Origin of the sequence: Eubacterium sp. MSJ-33, assembly GCF_022174665.1 — a bacterium.
Lineage (GTDB): Bacteria > Bacillota > Clostridia > Lachnospirales > Lachnospiraceae > Coprococcus_C.
On sequence record NZ_CP076562.1, the window covers coordinates 542,912 to 563,209 of the forward strand.

Consider the following 20,298-nt stretch of genomic DNA (forward strand, 5'->3'; position numbering starts at 1 on the left):
TGTATGCATACTGTTATAACAATTACATCCGCTATACAATACTGCGCCATCAGTATTATGTATAGATTCGAGACTTCCTCTCGACTGACAGTGAATAAATATTACTGTCATAGGAGCGCCTGTTAACGCCATACACAGGCGCTTTTTCTTTCTCCGGGAGTGGAATTTGAGACGGATACTGTGAAAAAAATCCATTATGCATCTGGGACGATTACGCAAAGACGGTGGATTGTCATATGAAAAAGCAGTAGAAAAATATTGGGGTTGACTATCCGGAAAATCTCTGTTAATATATCCATATTCTCTTTATTGCATTAAAGCAGTAACGCGACAGAGAAAGAAAGATGAGGAACAAAGACATGAAAGAATTATCAAATTTACTTGGATTTCGGGAAAGTATCAAGGTAGTAGACGCAACCTTACGTGATGGTGGACTGGTGAATGACTTTTATTTTACAGATGACTTTGTAAAAGCATTGTATCAGGCAAATATCGACGCAGGTGTTGACTATATGGAGATGGGTTATCGTGCATCGAAGAAGGTATTTGATGAATCGAAGTTCGGTAAATGGAAATTCTGTAGTGATGACCATATCCGCGAGATCGTTGGAGATAACGACACAGACTTAAAGCTTGCAATCATGGCAGATATCGGGCGCCATGATAAGAACGATTTCGATGAGAAAGTAAATTCACCGGTTGATTTAGTCCGCGTGGCAGCATACATCCATCAGATGCCGGAAGCAATCGACATGGTAGAGGATGCGGCAAAGAAGGGATACGAGACAAGCTGTAATATCATGGCTATCTCGAATTCACAGGAGGAAGACATCAAGGTTGCACTTGATATGCTTGGCAAGACACCGGTTGATGTTATCTACATTGTGGACAGCTTTGGTTCGCTGTATCCGGAGCAGATTGCCCGTATCGCTGATTTGTACCTGAATTTCGCAGCGAAATACAATAAGAAGATCGGTATCCATGCACACAACAACCAGCAGCTCGCCTTTGCAAATACGATTGAAGCGTGTGGTGATGGTGTAGACTGGTTAGACGGAACCTACCTGTCCATGGGAAGAGGAGCCGGCAACTGCGCGATGGAGCTATTGCTTGGATTCCTGAAAAATCCAAAATACAACGTATACCCGGTATTCAAATTCATTGAAGACCACATGATGAAATTAAAGGATGACGGCATCGTCTGGGGCTACGATCTCCAGTACCTGATGACCGGACTTTTAAACCAGCATCCCCGTTCTGCAATCGCTTTCACAAAAGAGAATCGCCGCGACTACGCAGAATATTACAAGGAACTGTTAATTTAGAATAGAAAGTAATTAAATAACATAAAAGCTGAAAAGTGTGTTATTTCATTAACTCATTATTGTAGTAAAAGAAGTATATTCGATATAAAATGAATTGATGTCATATACATATGTTTGAAACTTAGAAGTGCTTAATGTTCTGTATTACATTAGCAATGTTTGAACACGATGTTCAAACAAGCCGCCACTGAGCCACGGATGGCGAATTGGCGGCGGTTGCGTACGGTAAAATACCGTAGATCAGAACATTTAGCACTTTTTAGTTTCAATACATCGTATATGACATCAATTCATTTTTATACAGACACTTGTTTTACGTACATTTTACAAAACTACGATAACGCACTTTACTTACATTCTGTATATTCTCATTTGTAAGTTAAATCAAAAAGAAAATCTTTAAGAGAAAAAGGAGACAGAGAAAATGAGAAAGTTAAAGAAAGCAATCATTGGAGTTTTAGCATCAGCCATGCTTATGGGAGCAATGACAGGATGTGGTAAAGCAGCAAGTGATGATATCACCGTAATTTCCCGTGAGGATGGATCCGGTACAAGAGGCGCATTTATCGAACTGTTCGGTATCGAGGAGAAGGATGCAGATGGTAACAAGATTGATAATACAATCTCTACTGCAGATATCACAAACTCAACATCCGTTATGATGACGAGCGTAGCAGATGATGAGGCAGCCATCGGATACATATCGCTTGGTTCCCTGGATGATTCTGTAAAGGCATTGAAAATTGATGGTGCGGAAGCAACCGCTGATAATATCTCAAACGGAAGCTACAAGGTATCCCGTCCGTTCAACATTGCAACAAAGGGTACCCCAAATGAAGTAACACAGGATTTCATCAACTTCATCTTAAGTGAGGATGGACAGAAGGTTGTTGAAGATGCAGGATATATCAGCCAGGGTAATACAGGTGCATTCAAGGCTGCAGGCGTAAAGGGTAAGATCAATGTTGCAGGTTCATCTTCCGTAACACCGGTTATGGAGAAGCTCAAGGAGGCATATGTTGCAGTCAATCCGGATGTACAGATTGAAGTACAGCAGAGTGACTCTACAACAGGTATGACAAGTGCGGCAGAAGGTGTCTGCGATATCGGTATGGCATCCAGAGAGCTCAAAGACAGCGAGCTTAGTGCAGGTCTTACACCGACAGTGATCGCAATTGATGGTATCGCAGTTGTTGTAAATAAAAACAACGACGTCGATGGTCTTACAAGCGATCAGGTAAAGAGCATCTACACAGGCTCTATCACAAAGTGGTCAGAAGTAAAGTAATAGATTGATAAAAACTTATCAGAAAGAAAATACGAGGCATACTATGACGAAAGTAAAAGAAAGAACTATGCATATCGTATTCCTGGTGGCTGCCTGTATGTCCATACTGGCAGTCGCCATGATATGTCTGTTCATGTTTGCCAATGGCGTACCTGCCATCCGGCAGATCGGATTTGTGAATTTCATATTTGGTAAAACATGGATGCCGGGTGCGAATAAATTCGGTATCTTCCCTATGATCATCGGCAGTATCTATGTGACAGCAGGTGCAATCATCATCGGTGTTCCAATCGGACTTTTATGTGCCGTATTCATGGCAAAGTTCTGTCCACCGAAGCTTCATAAGATTATGAAACCGGCTGTGGATCTGCTTGCAGGTATTCCATCCATTGTATATGGATTCTTCGGTCTGGTTGTGATCACACCGATGATCCGGAACACATTCGGCGGAAGCGGTAAAAATATTCTGACCGCCTGCATCCTGCTTGGAATCATGATTCTGCCAACTATCATCAGTGTATCGGAATCGGCAATCCGTGCGGTTCCGGAAAGCTATTACGAAGGAGCGTTAGCACTCGGTGATACGCATGAGAGAAGTGTCTTCAAGGCAGTACTCCCTGCAGCAAAATCCGGAATCCTTGCAGCCATCATTCTTGGAATCGGACGTGCGATCGGTGAGACAATGGCAGTCATCATGATTGCCGGAAACCATGCAGTTATGCCGGACAGTTTGTTAGCCGGTGTGCGGACACTTACATCGAATATTGTACTGGAGCTCGGATATGCAACAGATTTGCACAGAGAAGCACTGATAGCAACCGGAGTGGTTCTGTTCGTATTCATCCTGATTATTAATCTGTTGTTCTCAGTTGTGAAAAAGAAAGGGGCGAAATAGGCATGAGTGAACAAGCTGTAGCAGCAAAGGCAGATATGGAAGCAATCAGGCCGATCAATGTCGTTACCTGGAAGGATAAGCTCGCTGCATACAAAAAACGGCCGTTTTCCATGTTTTTACTGATTGCAGTCACTGTATCTGCTGTCATTACGGTTGGCGTGCTCGGCGCACTTGTTATCTATATTCTGGCAAATGGTATCATGAATCTTTCTCCGGAGCTTTTTGCATGGAAATATACAACCGAAAATGTATCGATGCTTCCGGCCATTATCAATACATTTCTTATGACCGCGCTTTCCCTGCTCATCGCAGTTCCAATCGGTATTTGTTCTGCTATTTATCTGGTAGAATATGCCAAGCGCGGAAATAAACTTGTGAGTGTTGTCAGAATCACAACCGAGACATTATCCGGTATCCCTTCCATTGTCTATGGTCTGTTCGGATATCTGATGTTTGTTATCGCATTCGGCTGGGGGCTTTCGTTCTTCGGTGGTGCACTTACACTTTCCATTATGGTGCTTCCAACCATTATGCGTACGACAGAAGAAGCGCTCTTAAGCGTACCGGATTCTTACCGGGAAGGAAGCTTCGGACTTGGAGCCGGTAGACTACGGACGATATTCAAGGTTGTTCTTCCATCTGCGGTACCCGGTATTTTATCCGGAGTTATTCTGGCAATCGGACGTATCGTCGGTGAGACGGCCGCTTTAATCTTTACATCCGGTACAACTGCCGAGATACCAAAAAGCTTATTTGATTCCGGATGTACACTGGCTGTTCATATGTATAAACTGCTTTCGGAAGGACTCTACACAAAGCAGGCATATGCAACCGCCGTTGTGCTGCTTGTAATGGTTGTCATAATCAATGCAGCATCCGGAAAGCTTGCCAAAAAACTGCAGGCAAAATAAGTACTGGAATTTGGAGGAAAAAATGGGTAATTTTAAAATTAAGGACATGGATTTATATTACAGCGATTTCCATGCGTTAAAAGATATCAACTTGGATATTCCATCAACAAAGATTACTGCGTTCATCGGTCCGTCCGGCTGTGGAAAATCCACACTTTTAAAAAGCCTGAATCGAATGAATGATCTGGTCGAAGGATGCAAGATCACAGGCGAGGTAACACTGGATGGCGAAAATATATACAAAGGAATGGATGTCAATACATTGCGCAAGCGCGTCGGCATGGTGTTTCAAAAACCAAATCCGTTTCCGATGAGCATCTACGACAATATTGCATATGGACCGCGTACACACGGAATCCATAAAAAAGCAGAATTAGATGAAATTGTGGAACGTTCCTTAAAGCAGGCTGCTATCTGGGATGAAGTCAAGGACCGTCTGAAGAAAAGCGCGCTCGGTATGTCAGGTGGACAGCAGCAGCGTCTGTGTATTGCGCGTGCACTTGCGGTGGAACCGGATGTGCTTTTGATGGATGAGCCGACATCTGCCCTCGATCCGATTTCCACCTCGAAGATTGAGGATCTGGCTGTCGATCTGAAAGATAAATATACGATCATCATGGTAACACACAATATGCAGCAGGCTGCACGTATCTCAGATAATACAGCATTTTTCCTGCTCGGAGAAGTTGTTGAGTTTGACAATACAGAGAAACTGTTTGCAAATCCAAGCGACAAGCGGACAGAGGATTATATCACAGGAAGGTTTGGTTGATAAATTATGAGAAATGAATACGAGAAGCAATTAGAGAATCTGAATGTCGAACTGATCCGTATGGGTGCACTTTGCGAGAAGGTAATCGCGGGTACTACAAAGGCGCTTTTTTGCGGCGATGCCAAATACACATCGAAATCCCATGCAGTGGAAGAGGAGATCGACAAAAGCGAGCATAATATCGAGCATATCTGTATGAGCCTGCTTTTAAAGCAGCAGCCGGTCGCATCGGATTTCCGTTTTGTATCAGCTGCATTAAAGCTTATATCTGATCTCGAACGGATTGGTGACCAATGCGCCGATATCGCGGATATGATTCGTTTCACAGCACCCTATGACTTAAAGGAATTTAAAGACCTTGAAGAAATGTCAGGTGCTGCGAAAGATATGCTGTCAAATGCTGTGGAGGCATATGTCAAAAAAGACAAGGATCTGGCGATCACTGTGATGCAGGCTGATGATAAAGTCGATGCATTATTTGATTCGGTAAAGAAACGTCTCATTAAAGAGATCGGAAAAAAAGCAGAAGATGGTGAATTTTATATAGACATTATCATGATTGCAAAGTATTATGAAAGAATAGGCGACCATGCAACGAATGTTGCGGAATGGGTGTATTATTCAATCACAGGAGAGCATATATAAAATGATTTATGTTTTAGAAGATGACAATAGCATACGTGAATTTGTAGTTTACACATTATGTCACATGGATTTGGAAGCAAAAGGCTTTGAACGTCCATCAGAATTCTGGGCAGGGATGGAAGAAACACTTCCGTCCCTGATTCTGCTTGATATCATGCTGCCGGAGGAGGATGGCTTGTCTGTCTTAAAAAAGCTGCGGGAACATGCTGATACCAAAGAGGTTCCGGTAATTATGTTAACTGCAAAGGATAGTGAATACGACAAAGTACTGGGGCTTGACAGCGGTGCGGATGACTATGTGCCGAAGCCGTTTGGCATTATGGAGTTAGTTGCCAGAATCAAGGCTTTGCTTCGCCGGACAGAAAACCGTGCAGATACGACAGATGACGGTGAGAAGCTTATTGCAGGAAGTATTGCCTTAGATACAAAGCGCCACATTGTTTTAGTGGATGGAGAGCGCATCAATCTTACATTGAAGGAGTTTGAACTTCTGCATCTGTTTATGGAAAACCAAGGGCAGGTGTTTACACGTGATCAGCTGCTAAACCGTATCTGGGGATATGAATTCGACGGGGAAAGCCGTACGGTTGACGTCCATATACGAAGTCTCCGGATGAAATTAAAGGAAGCCGGGAATATGATTGAAACCGTCCGCGGTGTCGGCTACAAGATCGGAGATTAAGATGAAAAAGAAGATATTCAAGAATACAATTTTAATCATCCTCCTTTTGGTTGTTCTATGCGGCATATCCATCATCGGTGTCTTATACAGCTATTTTAACAAGCAATACGTTGCCTCCCTGAATCAGGCGGCAGGCTATATTGCGGAAGGGGTCAACCTATCCGGACTGGATTTTCTCACTGACCTTGATGAGAATGAAAAGCGTATCACCTGGGTTGCGGCAGACGGAACAGTCCTTTATGACAACAAAGCCGATCCCCATACGATGGAAAATCATAAAAATCGTACAGAGATCAAACAGGCAATGACATCTTCAGCAGGCACAAGCGTAAGGTATTCGAAGACGCTTTCCGAGGAGACAATCTACCACGCCATCCGTATCGCGGACGGAAGTGTAGTCCGTGTCTCTGTAGTCCGTAAATCGGTACCTGCCCTTTTGATGAAGGTGCTGCTTCCGATTATTCTCGTATTACTGCTTGGTGTTGAATTTTCTGCGATTCTTGCCTACCGCTTATCGAGACAGATTACAACACCGTTAGAAGCAATCGACTTAGATCATCCGGATGAATCGACGGTTTATGACGAGTTGTCACCGTTTATCCGTAAAATCCGCATCCAGAATGAACAGATTCAGAAAGCGATGACGCAGCTGCAGACACAGAAAAATGAGTTTGCACTGATTACGGAAAACATGCAGGAAGGTTTTCTTGTTGTGGATAAAAAGGAAATTGTTCTCTCACACAACCGAAGTATCTCAACCTTGTTTGATGTGGATGAATCGGTAGATGGAAAACATGTGTTGGAGATTAACCGGTCGGAAGAGTTTATCGACTGTATCAAGAAGGCGATCCAGGGGATCCACAGCGAGTATATCTGTCCGGTTAAGGGACGCTTTTATAATATCTATGCGAATCCGGTATTCCGGAATAACGAGGTTGCCGGTGCGGTAGTTATCATCACGGATGTCACAGAGAAGGAAGAACGCGAGAATTTGAGACGAGAATTCTCGGCGAACGTATCGCACGAATTAAAGACACCGCTTACTTCCATATCCGGCATTGCAGAAATTATTAAAAATGGAATTGTTGACGAAAAGGATGTCAAAACATTTGCAGGTAAGATCTATGACGAAGCACGCCGGCTGATCCATCTGGTAGAAGATATCATCAAGCTGTCCCAGCTCGATGAGGGAGAGCAGGCAGTGGAAAAAACTCCGATTGATATATATGACCTGTCAAGAATCGAAATCCATCATTTGGAGCCGGTAGCAGAGGAACGGCATATCAAAATCAATCTGCAGGGTGAGCATATGATGATTTCCGGTATACATTCTGTGTTAGAAGAGATGGTATACAATCTGATTGAAAATGCCATTAAATATAACAAAGAGGATGGCACCATAGATGTCACGATCAAAAAGGAAAAACATCGTTGTGAGTTTTGCGTCAAAGATTCCGGCATCGGAATTCCGGCAGACCAGCTTGACCGGATATTTGAACGTTTTTACCGGGTCGATAAGAGCCATTCCAAGGAAATAGGCGGTACGGGGCTTGGACTTTCTATTGTAAAGCATGGCGCAAAGCTGCACAATGCGGAGATCAAGATTGAAAGTGCATTAAATGTCGGAACTGAAATAAAATTAATCTTTCCGATATAGGTGTCTTGTCACCTGTCAAAACATGTGCTATACTGCATGTACATTCGGAGCGAAAACGCAGGCGGAATGTCTGCGTTTTTGAGTTATGTACAGGTATAAATTCAAAGGAGACAGGAAGATGCGAGAATTACATTACGATGTTGTGATCGTCGGCTGCGGTGTCGGTGGATTATATACAGCATTGAATTTACCGGAAGACAAACAGATTTTGATGCTTTCAAAAGCAGAGCTTGAAACCTGTGATTCGATGCTGGCTCAGGGCGGTATCTGCGTGCTGCTAGACGAGGACGACTATGATTCCTATTTTGAGGATACCATGCGTGCCGGTCATTATGAAAACCGCAAGGAAAGTGTTGACATCATGATCCGTGGCAGTCGGGATGTCATCAACGATCTGATCGGATACGGTGTGGAATTTGAGAGAAACGCAGACGGAAGTCTTGCCTATACAAAGGAAGGAGCACATTCTAAGCCGCGTATCTGCTTCCATGAGGATATAACCGGGGAAGAGATTACGACCCGTTTATTATCTGCTGTGAAGCAGTTGAACAATGTTACCATTTTTGAACATACAACAATGACTGATATTATAGAGGATATCAATCATGCCTGCGTGGGTATACTTGCAAAATGTGCGGATGGTGAAGAATTAGAGATCTATGCGGAAAACACAGTATTTGCAACAGGTGGAATCGGCGGACAATACAAACATTCCACGAACTACCCGATCCTGACCGGCGATGGCTGTGAGATTGCGAAAAAACACGGCGTAGAATTAGAGCATATGGACTATGTACAGATTCATCCAACCTGCTTTTACACGGAGAATCCGGGCAGAAGTTTCCTGATTTCAGAGTCGGCAAGAGGTGAGGGTGCAATTATCTTGAATCACAAGAAAGAGCGTTTCGTCGACGAATTGCAGCCGCGAGATGTTGTGACGAAGGCGATTCAGGCAGAGATGGAAAAAGAAGGCGTGAAATACGAATTCTTATCCTTTGAGAATGTTCCACGCGAGACAATCCTGAACCATTTTCCGCATATCTACGAGCATTGCATGAAGTATGGCTTTGATATTCTGATGATGCCGATTCCGATCGTTCCGGCACAGCATTATTTCATGGGAGGTATCCATGTAGATAAGTTTTCACACACAACGATGCCACATTTGTATGCCGTCGGAGAAACAAGCTGTAACGGGGTACACGGAAAGAACCGCTTAGCCAGCAACAGTTTGCTTGAAAGTTTAGTGTTCGCAAAACGTGCTGCAAAGCACATGATTGGTGAGCTTGTGTAAATTTTATAGATCATTGTGCATGATTATTCCATTACGTAGATACATATATTTTATTTTTGAATATGTTCGCATATACAATATGTTTGGAACTTAGAAATTCTTGATGTTCTGTACTATATCAGCAATGATTGAACACGATGTTCAATCAAGCCGCCACTGAGCCATGGATGGCGAATTGGCGGCGGTTGCGTACGGGTTCATAATTTATATCAGAACATCTTAGAATTTCTTAGTTTCAATACATCGTATATGGAACAATTCAAAATAAAATATATGTACTACCAATACAAAAAATCATGTACAATGATCGTGTACATTTAATAAAAAAGGAGATTAGACACATGAATGAGATTACAATGCAGTTAGTTGCAGATAAGTATATTAAGATGGCTTTGGAGGAGGATATCAACAGTGAAGATATCAGCACAAATGCCGTGATGCCGGAGTATAAGAAGGGCGAAGTTACATTGCTTGCGAAACAGGACGGAATCATCGCCGGATTGCAGGTATTTAAGCGTGTATTTACGATGTTGGATCCGAATACGGAAGTGATCTTTGCTAAGAAGGATGGAAAACAGATCAAGGATGGCGATACCGTGACAAACGGTCAGGTGCTTGCAACGGTTGTCGGAGATATCCGTGTGCTGCTATCCGGTGAGCGTACGGCACTGAATTACCTGCAGCGCATGAGTGGTATTGCAACCTATACGAACAATGTTGCAGCACTTTTAAAAGGGACAAATACCAAACTGCTTGACACAAGAAAGACAACACCTTGCATGCGTATCTTCGAGAAATATGCGGTTCGTGCCGGCGGTGGAAATAATCACAGATACAATCTGTCTGATGCCGTTATGCTGAAGGATAATCACATTGATGCTGCAGGCGGTGTGGCAAAGGCAATTCAGATGGCAAGAGATTATGCATCGTTTGTCTGCAAGATTGAAGTAGAAACTGAGAATCTGGATATGGTAAGAGAAGCAGTGGAAGCTGGTGCCGATATTATTATGTTAGATAATATGTCCCCGGATCTGATGGCGGAAGCAATTAAGATCATCGACGGACGTGCCAAAACGGAGTGTTCCGGAAATATTACAAAAGAAAATATTGAGACAATCACAAAGCTTGGTGTAGACTACGTATCCAGTGGTGCACTGACACACTCAGCACCTATTTTAGATATCAGTCTGAAGCATCTGCATTCGGTTGACTAATCATTTTGTATGCCGGGTTACAATAATTTAATTATGTATACTTATCAGCTGTTTTTAATTATGTATGCACGAATGAATATCAATCAAGGAGGAAAAGCAGATGGAGCAGACAATTATATCCGGTGATGAGCGCAGAGAGAAGCTGCTTGCATTGTTACTGCGTTCTGATGAACCGTTGTCGGGTGGAAAAATCGGGGATATCTACCATGTTAGCCGTCAGGTTGTCGTGCAGGATATTGCATTGCTGCGCTCAAAGGGGCATTCAATCGTATCGACACCACGTGGATATATGTATGAGAAAGATGCGGACAATCAGAATTGCCGGCGGATTGTGAAGGTCTGCCACACGGATGATCAGGCAGAAGAAGAATTAAGCACGATTGTCGATTTCGGTGGAGTCGTTTTAGATGTTATGGTCAATCACCGCACCTACGGCAAGGTCACGGCACCGCTGAACATCAAAAGCCGCCGTGACATCCGCAAATTTATTGAAGACCTGAAAGCAAGCAAATCTTCCCTTTTATCAAACACAACTTCCGGCTACCATTTTCACACAATCGAAGCCGAAAGCGAAGATATTCTTGACGAAATTGAAGAAGCCCTGAAGGAAAAACACTTCCTTGTCGACTTCCTCGATTATGAAACCACCTTCAAGCAATAACCCTAAGGTCAAATTTTTGAGGTAATTAACACAGATATTTGTATTTTCGTACACAAATAAATAATCAATCCAACGATTATTATAAAAAGTGATATTTTCAAATAACTGCCAATATGTTACAATAGCAATCGTGTATAACTTATAAGATAACGTAAATAGCGAATTGTATCCATTCAAATTGTATATTGTGTTGTCTGTAATTATTAATTTGTTTGCAGACCATTGGAACACGCTGGTACTTAATGAGCAAGTTCTATATTTTCAACAATGAATTATTATATCTTGCGAATTTAGTACCACTGCGTGTGGAAGTGAGCGAGAGCGCGTCTGCAAGCAATTATATAATTACAGACAATACTTAGATAACGTATAGGATACAATTCGCGAATCAAGCAATTAAACTCAGGAGGATAATTACAATGGCAAAAATTCAGATGAAGACTCCACTGGTAGAGATGGACGGAGACGAGATGACACGAATCCTTTGGAAGATTATCAAGGACGAACTGATCTACCCATTTATCGACTTGAAGTCCGAGTATTACGACCTTGGCCTTGAGTACAGAAACGAGACAAACGATAAGGTTACTTTTGATTCTGCATACGCAACACAGAAGTATGGTGTCGCAGTCAAGTGTGCTACAATCACACCGAACGCTGCCCGTATGACAGAGTACAACCTGAAAGAAATGTGGAAGAGTCCAAACGGAACGATTCGTGCGATCTTAGACGGAACCGTATTCCGTGCCCCAATCGTTGTCAAGGGAATTGAGCCTTGCGTAAAGAACTGGAAGAAACCTATCACAATCGCAAGACATGCATACGGCGATGTGTATAAGAGTGTGGAAATCGATGTGCCGGGTGCCGGTACAGCCGAGCTTGTATTTACAGGTGAGGACGGACAGGTAATCAAGGAAACAATTCATAAGTTTGATGGCCCGGGTGTGATTCAGGGACAGCATAATATCGACAAGTCCATCGAGAGCTTTGCAAGAAGCTGCTTTAACTATGCACTTGATACAAAGCAGACACTGTGGTTTGCTACAAAGGATACGATTTCCAAGAAATACGACCATACATTTAAAGATATCTTCCAGGAGATCTTCGATAAAGAATACAAAGAGAAGTTTGACGCTGCAGGCATCGAGTATTTCTATACACTGATTGATGATGCGGTTGCCCGTGTTATGAAGTCTGAGGGTGGATTTATCTGGGCTTGTAAGAACTACGATGGCGATGTTATGAGTGATATGATTTCGTCTGCATTCGGTTCTCTTGCCATGATGACATCTGTACTTGTTTCTCCGGATGGAAAATATGAGTACGAAGCAGCACACGGAACCGTTCAGAGACATTACTACAAGCACTTAAAAGGTGAGGAAACATCAACAAACTCTGTTGCAACGATTTTCGCTTGGACAGGTGCTTTGAGAAAACGTGGCGAGCTTGACCATATCCCGGAGCTGATGGGATTTGCAGATAAGCTCGAGCAGGCTACAATCAAGACGATTGAAGATGGCAAGATGACTAAGGATCTTGCACTTATTACAACGATGAAAGATGTCACTGTATTAAACAGCGAGAACTTTATCAAAGCAATCCGAGAAACACTTGAGGGAATGTTATCTTAATGAATATATGGGATGTTCTGAAAATTGAACAGACAAAGGATAAAGACGCATTGAAGAAAGCCTATCGAATGCGTCTTTCTTCTGTCAATCCGGAAGATAATCCGGAAGGGTTTATGGAACTTCGGAAAGCGTACGAAGAGGCTGTGCGCCTTGCTGACCAATCGGAAGAAATACCATCGGAAAAATCAAAAAAAACGTCTACAGAAGAACAGGATGCATTGTCCGATATATACAATCATTTTGAACAACGAATCAATCCAGACTGCTGGCAGGCACTTTTTGATACTGATTTCTATGTGGCGCTTGATACTTGCGAAGATGCATTGGATGATCTTATGCATTTTTTACTGGAGCATGTATTCCTGCCACAGAAAGTATGGAAGGTGATTGTAGATCGGTTTGATATTGCAGAAAATAAAAGGGAACTTGCAGAACGTATTCCCGAGAATTTTCTCGATTATATCTTAAATAATGCGAAGTATGATGATATTATCAACTATGAATTATTCAATCTGCAAGGGGACGAGACTCCACAGCAAATTGATGATTATATCCGTGATTATATTGAACTCGACCGGCTGATTCGGGCGCATAACAAAGAAGAAGCAGAAAAAAAGTATATATATATTCGTGATGCCTATTCTTTTAAGAATCAGTATCTTACACTCTGTGCGCTTCGCATCCGGTTACAATTCTGTCATGATGCGTTTGCTGACAAGATTGAAGCTATGTCAGAGGAAGAAAAAGAACATTCCGATCTCGACAATCTTTATGCTGAAACTAACGCGGATGAACTACAATCAATCTTCGTGGATGCTATCAAATTGACAGAAGCAGCCCCTGAGGATATTACGATTTTGTTATTTTGCGGAGATATTGCTATCACCCGGCAGGAATATGTCCAGGCAAAAGAGTTTTACGACAGAGCAAAGTCGTTGGATACGGATAATTATTTTGTGCGCGTCAAACAGGCGGAGATTGCTTTTCGTACCGGACTGTATAAAGAATCCAGAGACTTGTTTATGGATCTGCTTAAGGAAAATCATTATGATGACAATGTACGTATTGGTATGGTACGTGCCAATCAGAAGATGATTGAACAAAACCGGAAGCGCTTGAAAGAATATCCGGATGATTTGAAAGCGAAGATGGAAATCGGTTGGAGTTATTACCAAAGCTATCAGTTTCAAGAAGCAATTGACTTTTTGAAAACAGTAACTCCGGACCAGGAAACAAAATTTGAATATTATAACGTGCTTGGTCGATGTTACCTTGGAAATGCGGATTATAAAAATGCAAGAGAATGTTTTCACACATGGGAAAATCTAATCGAATCCATTCCGGAAAATGATGAATCGGAAAACGCACAAAAGAAGCGGAAACGATATCCGTATGTAAATTTTCTGCTTTCTGACTGCTATATGAAGTTGAAGGACTATACACAGGCAGAGCAATATCTGAAGAAAGCACTATCCACAGAACATGAAGAAATCATTCTGTCTTATGAAGCCCTTTGTGAGTTATCCTATCTTCAGGGGAAATATGCATACTGTCTTAAAGCCTGTGAATTTTTGATTGATAAAGAACCACAGGATTATGTTGGATATCTGTTCAAGGCAAAAGCATGCAGAGAATTGAATTATATACAGGATACTTATAATTCCTGTGAACGTGCCATACATCTATATCCGTATCTTGCACAGCCATATGCTATAGAAGCGGAAATTTTTCTGGATGCACGTCAATATGAAGATGCACAGGCAACAATCAAACGGTTTGATGCTATGAAAAACGGAAGCGACTGGATTGATTACTGCCGCGCAAGGCTTTATTTTGGTAAAGGGAATGTGCAGCAGGCAGTTCAAACATTGGCAAAGATTGTTGCGCAATCCAATTTGAAACTGACCGATATGGATCATTTTGAAGATGTCACAATGCTACTCGGCATCTGTTATAAACAAACCGGTATGTACAAAGAGGCTTTACAGCAATTTATAAAAACCAGAGAGTTAAACGACAGAACGTCTCTTGTAAATTACTATATAGGATCTATGTACCTGAAGCTTGGGGAGTTGAACAAATCCATCACATATCTGGATGTTCAGATAAAAAAATCCCCCATTGCACAGGCATACAGCGACCGCGGAACTGCCTATTTCATTTTGCAGGATTACAATCATGCGATGAGTGATTACCTTACGCTTCTCAAACTGGAACCTGAAAATGCATTTGCATATATGCAGATTGGAAGAATTCATGAGGCAAGGAACAGTTTTAAAGCGGCTGCGGATGCATATCAGAAGGTTTATACACTTGCTCCGGATAATGTCAAATTACTACAGGACTGCATGCAGTTTTTAGCACGTGTATACCAATGTATGAACTGGTTTACAGAAAGCAGAAAGCTCTATGAAACATATCGCGAACGTTTTGAATGGAACGCGGATATTGCATATGACTATGCGGTATTGTTAGTTCGTATAGGAGATGTGAAAACGGCAATCTCCATGCTTCAGCCGTTTATTGATGATCCGGCATGCGCACGTAAACTGATTGAAATCTATGGAGATGAGGAATATATTGATTTAGCTCATGAGACCTTTGAATATATAATTAGCAAAGATGAAAAAGACATCCTTACTTATGGTGTTATGGGTGATGTTTTCCGTAAAAACGGCCTATATGAAGACGCAAAAAATCTTTATGAGAAAGCAATAGAACTTGACACTCGAAAAGAAGCCAATTATTATAGTGAGTGGTTAGAATGCATGCTAAAATTAAAACCTCTTCGAAGTATTAAGAAATATCTTCCACTTGCAACAATTGCCAAAGATCGTATGAATACACCGTTTGCATATATTAAATCGTCCCGGATTTCCCGACTGACCAAAGATTATGCAACCGCATTCACCCTTTTACGTCAGGCATTGAAAGTTCCGCGTTGCAAAGGCTGCTTTTACAGTGTCTGTCATCGAGTGATTTACGAACAAGCTGTCTTGTACGAGAAACAACGTAATTATGCAATGGCACGAAGTATGTACGAAGAAGCAATCAATATATGCGGACAGAACGCTTTTTATGAAGCATGTTTAAAACGAATAGATGATAAAATTAAGAAATAGGATGAATATATGATAGTTGGAATTGATTTAGGAACTACTAACAGTTTAATTGCATATTTTGATGGTGATCACGCGAAGGTCATCCCAAACCGTCTGGGGGAGAATCTTACACCGTCCGTAGTCAGTGTGGATGAGGAAGGGGTTGTCTATGTTGGCAAGACAGCAAAAGAGCGAAAATTGCTGTATCCGGATCAGACAGCAGATGTATTCAAACGGAATATGGGTAGTTCTAAAGTATTTACCCTTGGAACCCGTAAATTCTCTGCGGAGGAACTTTCCAGTCTTGTATTGAAATCATTAAAGGAAGATGCAGAAAGTTATCTCAAATGTGAGATTGCAGAAGCAGTTATCAGCGTACCGGCATATTTTAATGATGCCCAGAGAAAAGCAACAAAAAAAGCCGGAGAACTGGCTGGTTTTATTGTAGAGCGGATTGTAAGTGAACCAACAGCAGCGGCCATTGCATATGGATTGGACAAAAAGAATGCAGATACCAAATTCCTTGTTTTTGATTTGGGCGGTGGTACCTTTGATGTGTCTATTCTGGAATTATATCAGAATATTATGGAGGTTCGCGCGGTTGCAGGAGATAATTTTCTCGGTGGTGAAGATTTCACGGTTGTATTGGAACAGATGTTCTTGCGTGAACATGAGATTGACGAGGATACACTTAATCAGAAAACCCGCGCACACATTCACAAGCAGGCAGAGCTTTGCAAGCTTGGATTTGCAGATGCAAAAACATCAACGATGAAATGTAATATTAACGGAGAAGTTGTTGAAAGCGAAATCGATCTGGATGAATACGAGAAATCCTGTCAGGTATTGCTCGGACGTATCCGAAAGCCTATTGAACGCAGCTTAAAGGATGCAAATATCAAATTAAAAGATATCGAAGAAGTTATATTGGTTGGTGGTTCTACAAAGCTTTCCATCGTACGTCGTTTTGTCAGCCGTTTATTTGGACGTCTGCCGAATACAAGCATCAATCCGGACGAAGTAGTTGCAGTAGGTGCAGCAACACAGGCTGCTATGAAGGAACGGAATGAAGCCGTAAAAGAAATCATTCTGACAGATGTCTGTCCATTTACATTGGGTACAGAAGTTGTATCCAGAAGAGCTGGCGGTGTTATTGAAGCAGGGCATTATCTACCTTTGATTGAGCGTAATTCCGTTATTCCGGTCAGCCATACTGAACGACTCTATACCGTCAGTGACCGCCAGACACATATCAAAGTCGATATTTTACAGGGAGAAAGCCGGCTTGCTGCAAACAATGTCTATCTAGGAAGTATTGAAGTAATGGTTCCTCCCGGACCAGCCGGACAGGAATCAGTTGACGTCACATACACCTATGATGTGAATTCTATATTGGAGGTTATCGTCAAAGTCATTTCTACTAATATAGAAAAAAGGCTGGTGATTAAGAATGAGGAAACCGATTTGACAGATGAAGAGATTGACGCAAGATTTGCAGAACTTTCTTCTTTAAAGATTCATCCACGTGAACAGGAGGCAAACAAGCTGTTACTTCTACGTGCAGACCGTATGTATGAAGAGTCAATCGGAGACAGGCGAAAGCTTTTGGAACATGAGATTAATATGTTTGAAGATATATTAAATAAACAGAATCCATCCGAGATCAGCAGTGCAAGAGAATCCTTCAAAGAATTCCTTGACAATATGGAAGATGATTTATTCTAAGAAAAAGGCTGGCGCTTCAAGAAAGCGCCAGCCTTATTATATGCCTTGCATATGCATGCAGCAAATCAAGATCCTGCAGAAATGAATCCGTTAATTCAATAAAGGATTCATTTTCTGCGTAGGTGCGTTTGTATCCGGACAAAATACCTTCATCAATCTGCGAGATAAAATATCCACGCTTTCGAAGATAACAGTTTTCTTTTTTTGCCGGTTCACGATAGTCTTTATCCACATAGCTTGCAACACTTTTATGTACAGCCATATCTTCAGCAGGCAGATAATAATATTCTTTATAATTATCAAAGAAAAATTTCAGTTCTTCTGTGTAAATCGGAGCATTGATTGTAGCTTCTTTTTGAAAACCGGTAATCATGATGTCATTAATCCCAAGTGTAATCCTGCGTGGAAGCGGGTATTCCAGCTCCAACGAAAAAAGCAATCGGTTCTGACGAACTGACATCTTGCGCACAAGCAGGCATCCTGCTTTCAATCTGCAATAAGCAAGCATACTGGATGCATCCAGCAGGCCTTCCAGATCTTCATAATTATGCTGCAATAAAAGCTGCTTATTGGTCTTGACCGGAAGTTTAACATAATCCTGATATACCTTGATTAAATCCCCACCGGAATATTTATCCAGCCGGTGAATCCCCAGAAAACGTTCTACGCTTTTCTGTTTCATATTTTCCATATGCAAATATTCCTTTAAAAAACGAATCTGCTTATAGATATCAATGCTTTCTTTGTCTGCGAAAGGATTTCCAAGCTTATAATAAGCCGCTTTTTTAGAAAGATAGGGAATGTCAAAGCCATCTCCGTTATAGGTAATCAAATACTTATAATTACACATAAAAGAAAAGAATTGCTCGAGTATATTTTTTTCAGATTGCTCATCCTGATTAAACCACTGGCATATTTTCCATTGATGGTTTTCATAATAGGCGCATCCAATCATGTACAAAACCGTATGTTCTGCTGTAAATCCCGTAGTTTCAATATCAAACACAAGCAGATCTTCCGACGGATAATAATTTTCTAATTTCTGAAATTTGCTTTTATGTGCATTATTTATTATTTTCTCCATGAAAAATACCTTTCCGTTTTATCCATTATAACCTGCCTGATTTGTTTTAAATTATAGCATAAATACCATAGAAGTAAAGAAAATGCTTGTTTTTTTTAGGCAATATGATATAATTTTATCTAAAGTATGATGTACGGAGGAAATAGAATGTTACGACCAGACGATATTAGATCAACAAGCTTTAAAAAAGGCTTATTTGGTTACAAAGCCTCAGATGTTGACAGCTTCAAAGACACTGTATTCAGAGCGTACAGCGACCTTTCCAAAGATTATGAGGAAACAAAAGAAAAATTTGATAAACTCACAAAAGCAATGGAAGAGACCAGACTCAAGTTATTTGATCTTGAGAACAAGCTTCAGCAGGCAGAGAATGTATCAACCGATGCAGGAGACAGCGTAGAAGCCAAGAAACGTGCAGAGCAGATTATCAAGAACGCAGAAGCAACCGCTGCTGATATTATTGCAAAAGCAAAAGCACAGAGTGATAAATTAGAGGGTGTTGCCAAGCCAAAGGCAGAAACTCCAAAAGCAGAGCCGGAACCTGCAAAGGAATCAGCATCATCTAAGTTCTTTAAAAAGGCAGAAGAGGATGTACATACTGCTGCAACAAACGATGATGACGATGAAATCTTCGTAGGTGAGATTGAAGACGCAAGAAAGCCGGATCGCATGATGATCGGAGATGGTGAGGAAGAAGACGAAGGATTTGAATTCTTATAAGCCAGACAATCGGTGTAGGGAAAGACAGGGAGTTGTCGTATTGTTGCGACAACTCCTTTCATTGTTAGGAGAACAAGATGCTTGCATATATTAAAGGTACTATCACAGATATCGGAAGTGATGAAATCATTGTAGAAACAGGTGGTGTTGGCTTTTTAGTATTTACCTCTTCACAGGCAACTACCAGATTGACAAAGAATCAACAGGCAATAATCTACACACATCTGAACGTCCGTGAAGATGATATGAGTCTGTTTGGATTTCTGACAAAAGAAGAACGTTCGGTTTTTCGAATGTTAATCAATGTCAGTGGAGTTGGACCGAAAAGTGCACTTTCCATTCTGTCCTGCCTGTCTGTAGATGAACTACGAATGGCGGTATTATCAGATGATTACAAAGCAATTGCAAAAGCAAATGGTATCGGTCCGAAAACTGCCCAGCGATTAATTATTGAGCTTCGTGACAAATTCCATCTGGAAGATGTTTTGGATAGTTATGAAGAAAATACCACAGATACATCCGTACCGGAAGATCTTATATCTGAAGCAGCCATGGCTTTAAGCAGTCTTGGATATTCCAATGTAGAAGCACTTCGGGCTATCAAAAAAGTACCAAACAGTGAAGGTATGACTGTAGAGCAACTATTAAAAGCTGCTTTAAAGAATATTATCTAAGAATGAGCAGGAGAACAAT

General features: G+C 41.5%; 17 protein-coding genes. 16 read left to right on the forward strand and 1 reads right to left on the reverse strand.

The genetic code is table 11. The features are described 5' to 3' along the window. The first annotated feature begins 359 nt into the window (after positions 1–359). The 14 genes from KP625_RS02495 (at position 360) to KP625_RS02560 (ending at position 17,801) form a co-directional block, all read left to right on the forward strand. Positions 360–1,325 (forward strand): aldolase catalytic domain-containing protein, encoded by a 966-nt coding sequence (locus tag KP625_RS02495; protein ID WP_118373301.1) that lies wholly within the window; start codon positions 360–362, stop codon positions 1,323–1,325. 424 nt (positions 1,326–1,749) lie between these two features. Next, positions 1,750–2,613: a substrate-binding domain-containing protein gene (locus KP625_RS02500; protein ID WP_177969928.1), complete on the forward strand. Its 864-nt coding sequence runs from the start codon at positions 1,750–1,752 to the stop codon at positions 2,611–2,613. Between the two features lie 43 nt (positions 2,614–2,656). Then, positions 2,657–3,508: a phosphate ABC transporter permease subunit PstC gene (gene pstC, locus KP625_RS02505; RefSeq protein WP_021985450.1), complete on the forward strand. Its 852-nt coding sequence runs from the start codon at positions 2,657–2,659 to the stop codon at positions 3,506–3,508. Positions 3,509–3,510: 2 nt separating this feature from the next. After that, the gene (pstA, locus tag KP625_RS02510; protein WP_370641396.1) at positions 3,511–4,419 is read left to right on the forward strand and encodes a phosphate ABC transporter permease PstA; all 909 of its coding nucleotides are present in this window, start codon (positions 3,511–3,513) and stop codon (positions 4,417–4,419) included. Between the two features lie 22 nt (positions 4,420–4,441). Continuing rightward, positions 4,442–5,191, forward strand: coding sequence for a phosphate ABC transporter ATP-binding protein PstB (pstB, locus tag KP625_RS02515; RefSeq protein ID WP_021985452.1), 750 nt, complete (start codon positions 4,442–4,444; stop codon positions 5,189–5,191). Positions 5,192–5,197: 6 nt separating this feature from the next. Continuing rightward, a complete protein-coding gene (gene phoU, locus KP625_RS02520) occupies positions 5,198–5,836 on the forward strand; it encodes a phosphate signaling complex protein PhoU (protein ID WP_238299102.1) in 639 nt (212 codons plus the stop codon). Between the two features lies 1 nt (position 5,837). Continuing rightward, entirely contained in the window at positions 5,838–6,518 is a 681-nt protein-coding gene (locus KP625_RS02525) for a response regulator transcription factor (protein ID WP_117780931.1), read from the forward strand. 1 nt (position 6,519) lies between these two features. Further along, on the forward strand, positions 6,520–8,175 hold the full coding sequence (locus KP625_RS02530) for a sensor histidine kinase (RefSeq protein ID WP_238299103.1): 1,656 nt from the start codon (positions 6,520–6,522) through the stop codon (positions 8,173–8,175). A 118-nt stretch (positions 8,176–8,293) separates the two neighbouring features. Further along, complete coding sequence (locus KP625_RS02535; RefSeq protein WP_238299104.1) at positions 8,294–9,469, forward strand: L-aspartate oxidase; 1,176 nt, start codon at positions 8,294–8,296, stop codon at positions 9,467–9,469. A gap of 341 nt (positions 9,470–9,810) precedes the next feature. Continuing rightward, on the forward strand, positions 9,811–10,683 hold the full coding sequence (gene nadC / locus KP625_RS02540) for a carboxylating nicotinate-nucleotide diphosphorylase (RefSeq protein ID WP_238299105.1): 873 nt from the start codon (positions 9,811–9,813) through the stop codon (positions 10,681–10,683). A 100-nt stretch (positions 10,684–10,783) separates the two neighbouring features. After that, complete coding sequence (locus tag KP625_RS02545; RefSeq protein ID WP_238299106.1) at positions 10,784–11,344, forward strand: transcription repressor NadR; 561 nt, start codon at positions 10,784–10,786, stop codon at positions 11,342–11,344. Between the two features lie 419 nt (positions 11,345–11,763). After that, positions 11,764–12,975: an NADP-dependent isocitrate dehydrogenase gene (locus KP625_RS02550; protein WP_238299107.1), complete on the forward strand. Its 1,212-nt coding sequence runs from the start codon at positions 11,764–11,766 to the stop codon at positions 12,973–12,975. Next, on the forward strand, positions 12,975–16,097 hold the full coding sequence (locus tag KP625_RS02555) for a tetratricopeptide repeat protein (RefSeq protein ID WP_238299108.1): 3,123 nt from the start codon (positions 12,975–12,977) through the stop codon (positions 16,095–16,097). Before KP625_RS02550 ends, KP625_RS02555 begins: the two co-directional genes overlap by 1 nt. Positions 16,098–16,106: 9 nt before the next feature. Continuing rightward, a complete protein-coding gene (locus KP625_RS02560; protein WP_238299109.1) occupies positions 16,107–17,801 on the forward strand; it encodes a molecular chaperone HscC in 1,695 nt (564 codons plus the stop codon). A 16-nt stretch (positions 17,802–17,817) separates the two neighbouring features. Here the strand turns inward: KP625_RS02560 and KP625_RS02565 are convergent, their stop codons facing one another. After that, positions 17,818–18,885 carry a ribonuclease H-like domain-containing protein gene (locus KP625_RS02565; RefSeq protein WP_238299110.1) on the reverse strand — a complete coding sequence of 356 codons (1,068 nt, stop codon included), beginning with the start codon at positions 18,883–18,885 and terminating at the stop codon, positions 17,818–17,820. 147 nt (positions 18,886–19,032) lie between these two features. On the opposite strand from KP625_RS02565, the gene KP625_RS02570 reads away from it, so the two are divergent. Together KP625_RS02570 and ruvA are read left to right on the forward strand one after the other, a co-directional pair. Then, positions 19,033–19,605 carry a DivIVA domain-containing protein gene (locus tag KP625_RS02570; RefSeq protein ID WP_238299111.1) on the forward strand — a complete coding sequence of 191 codons (573 nt, stop codon included), beginning with the start codon at positions 19,033–19,035 and terminating at the stop codon, positions 19,603–19,605. 77 nt (positions 19,606–19,682) lie between these two features. Then, complete coding sequence (gene ruvA, locus KP625_RS02575) at positions 19,683–20,279, forward strand: Holliday junction branch migration protein RuvA (protein ID WP_238299112.1); 597 nt, start codon at positions 19,683–19,685, stop codon at positions 20,277–20,279. Positions 20,280–20,298: the final 19 nt, after the last annotated feature.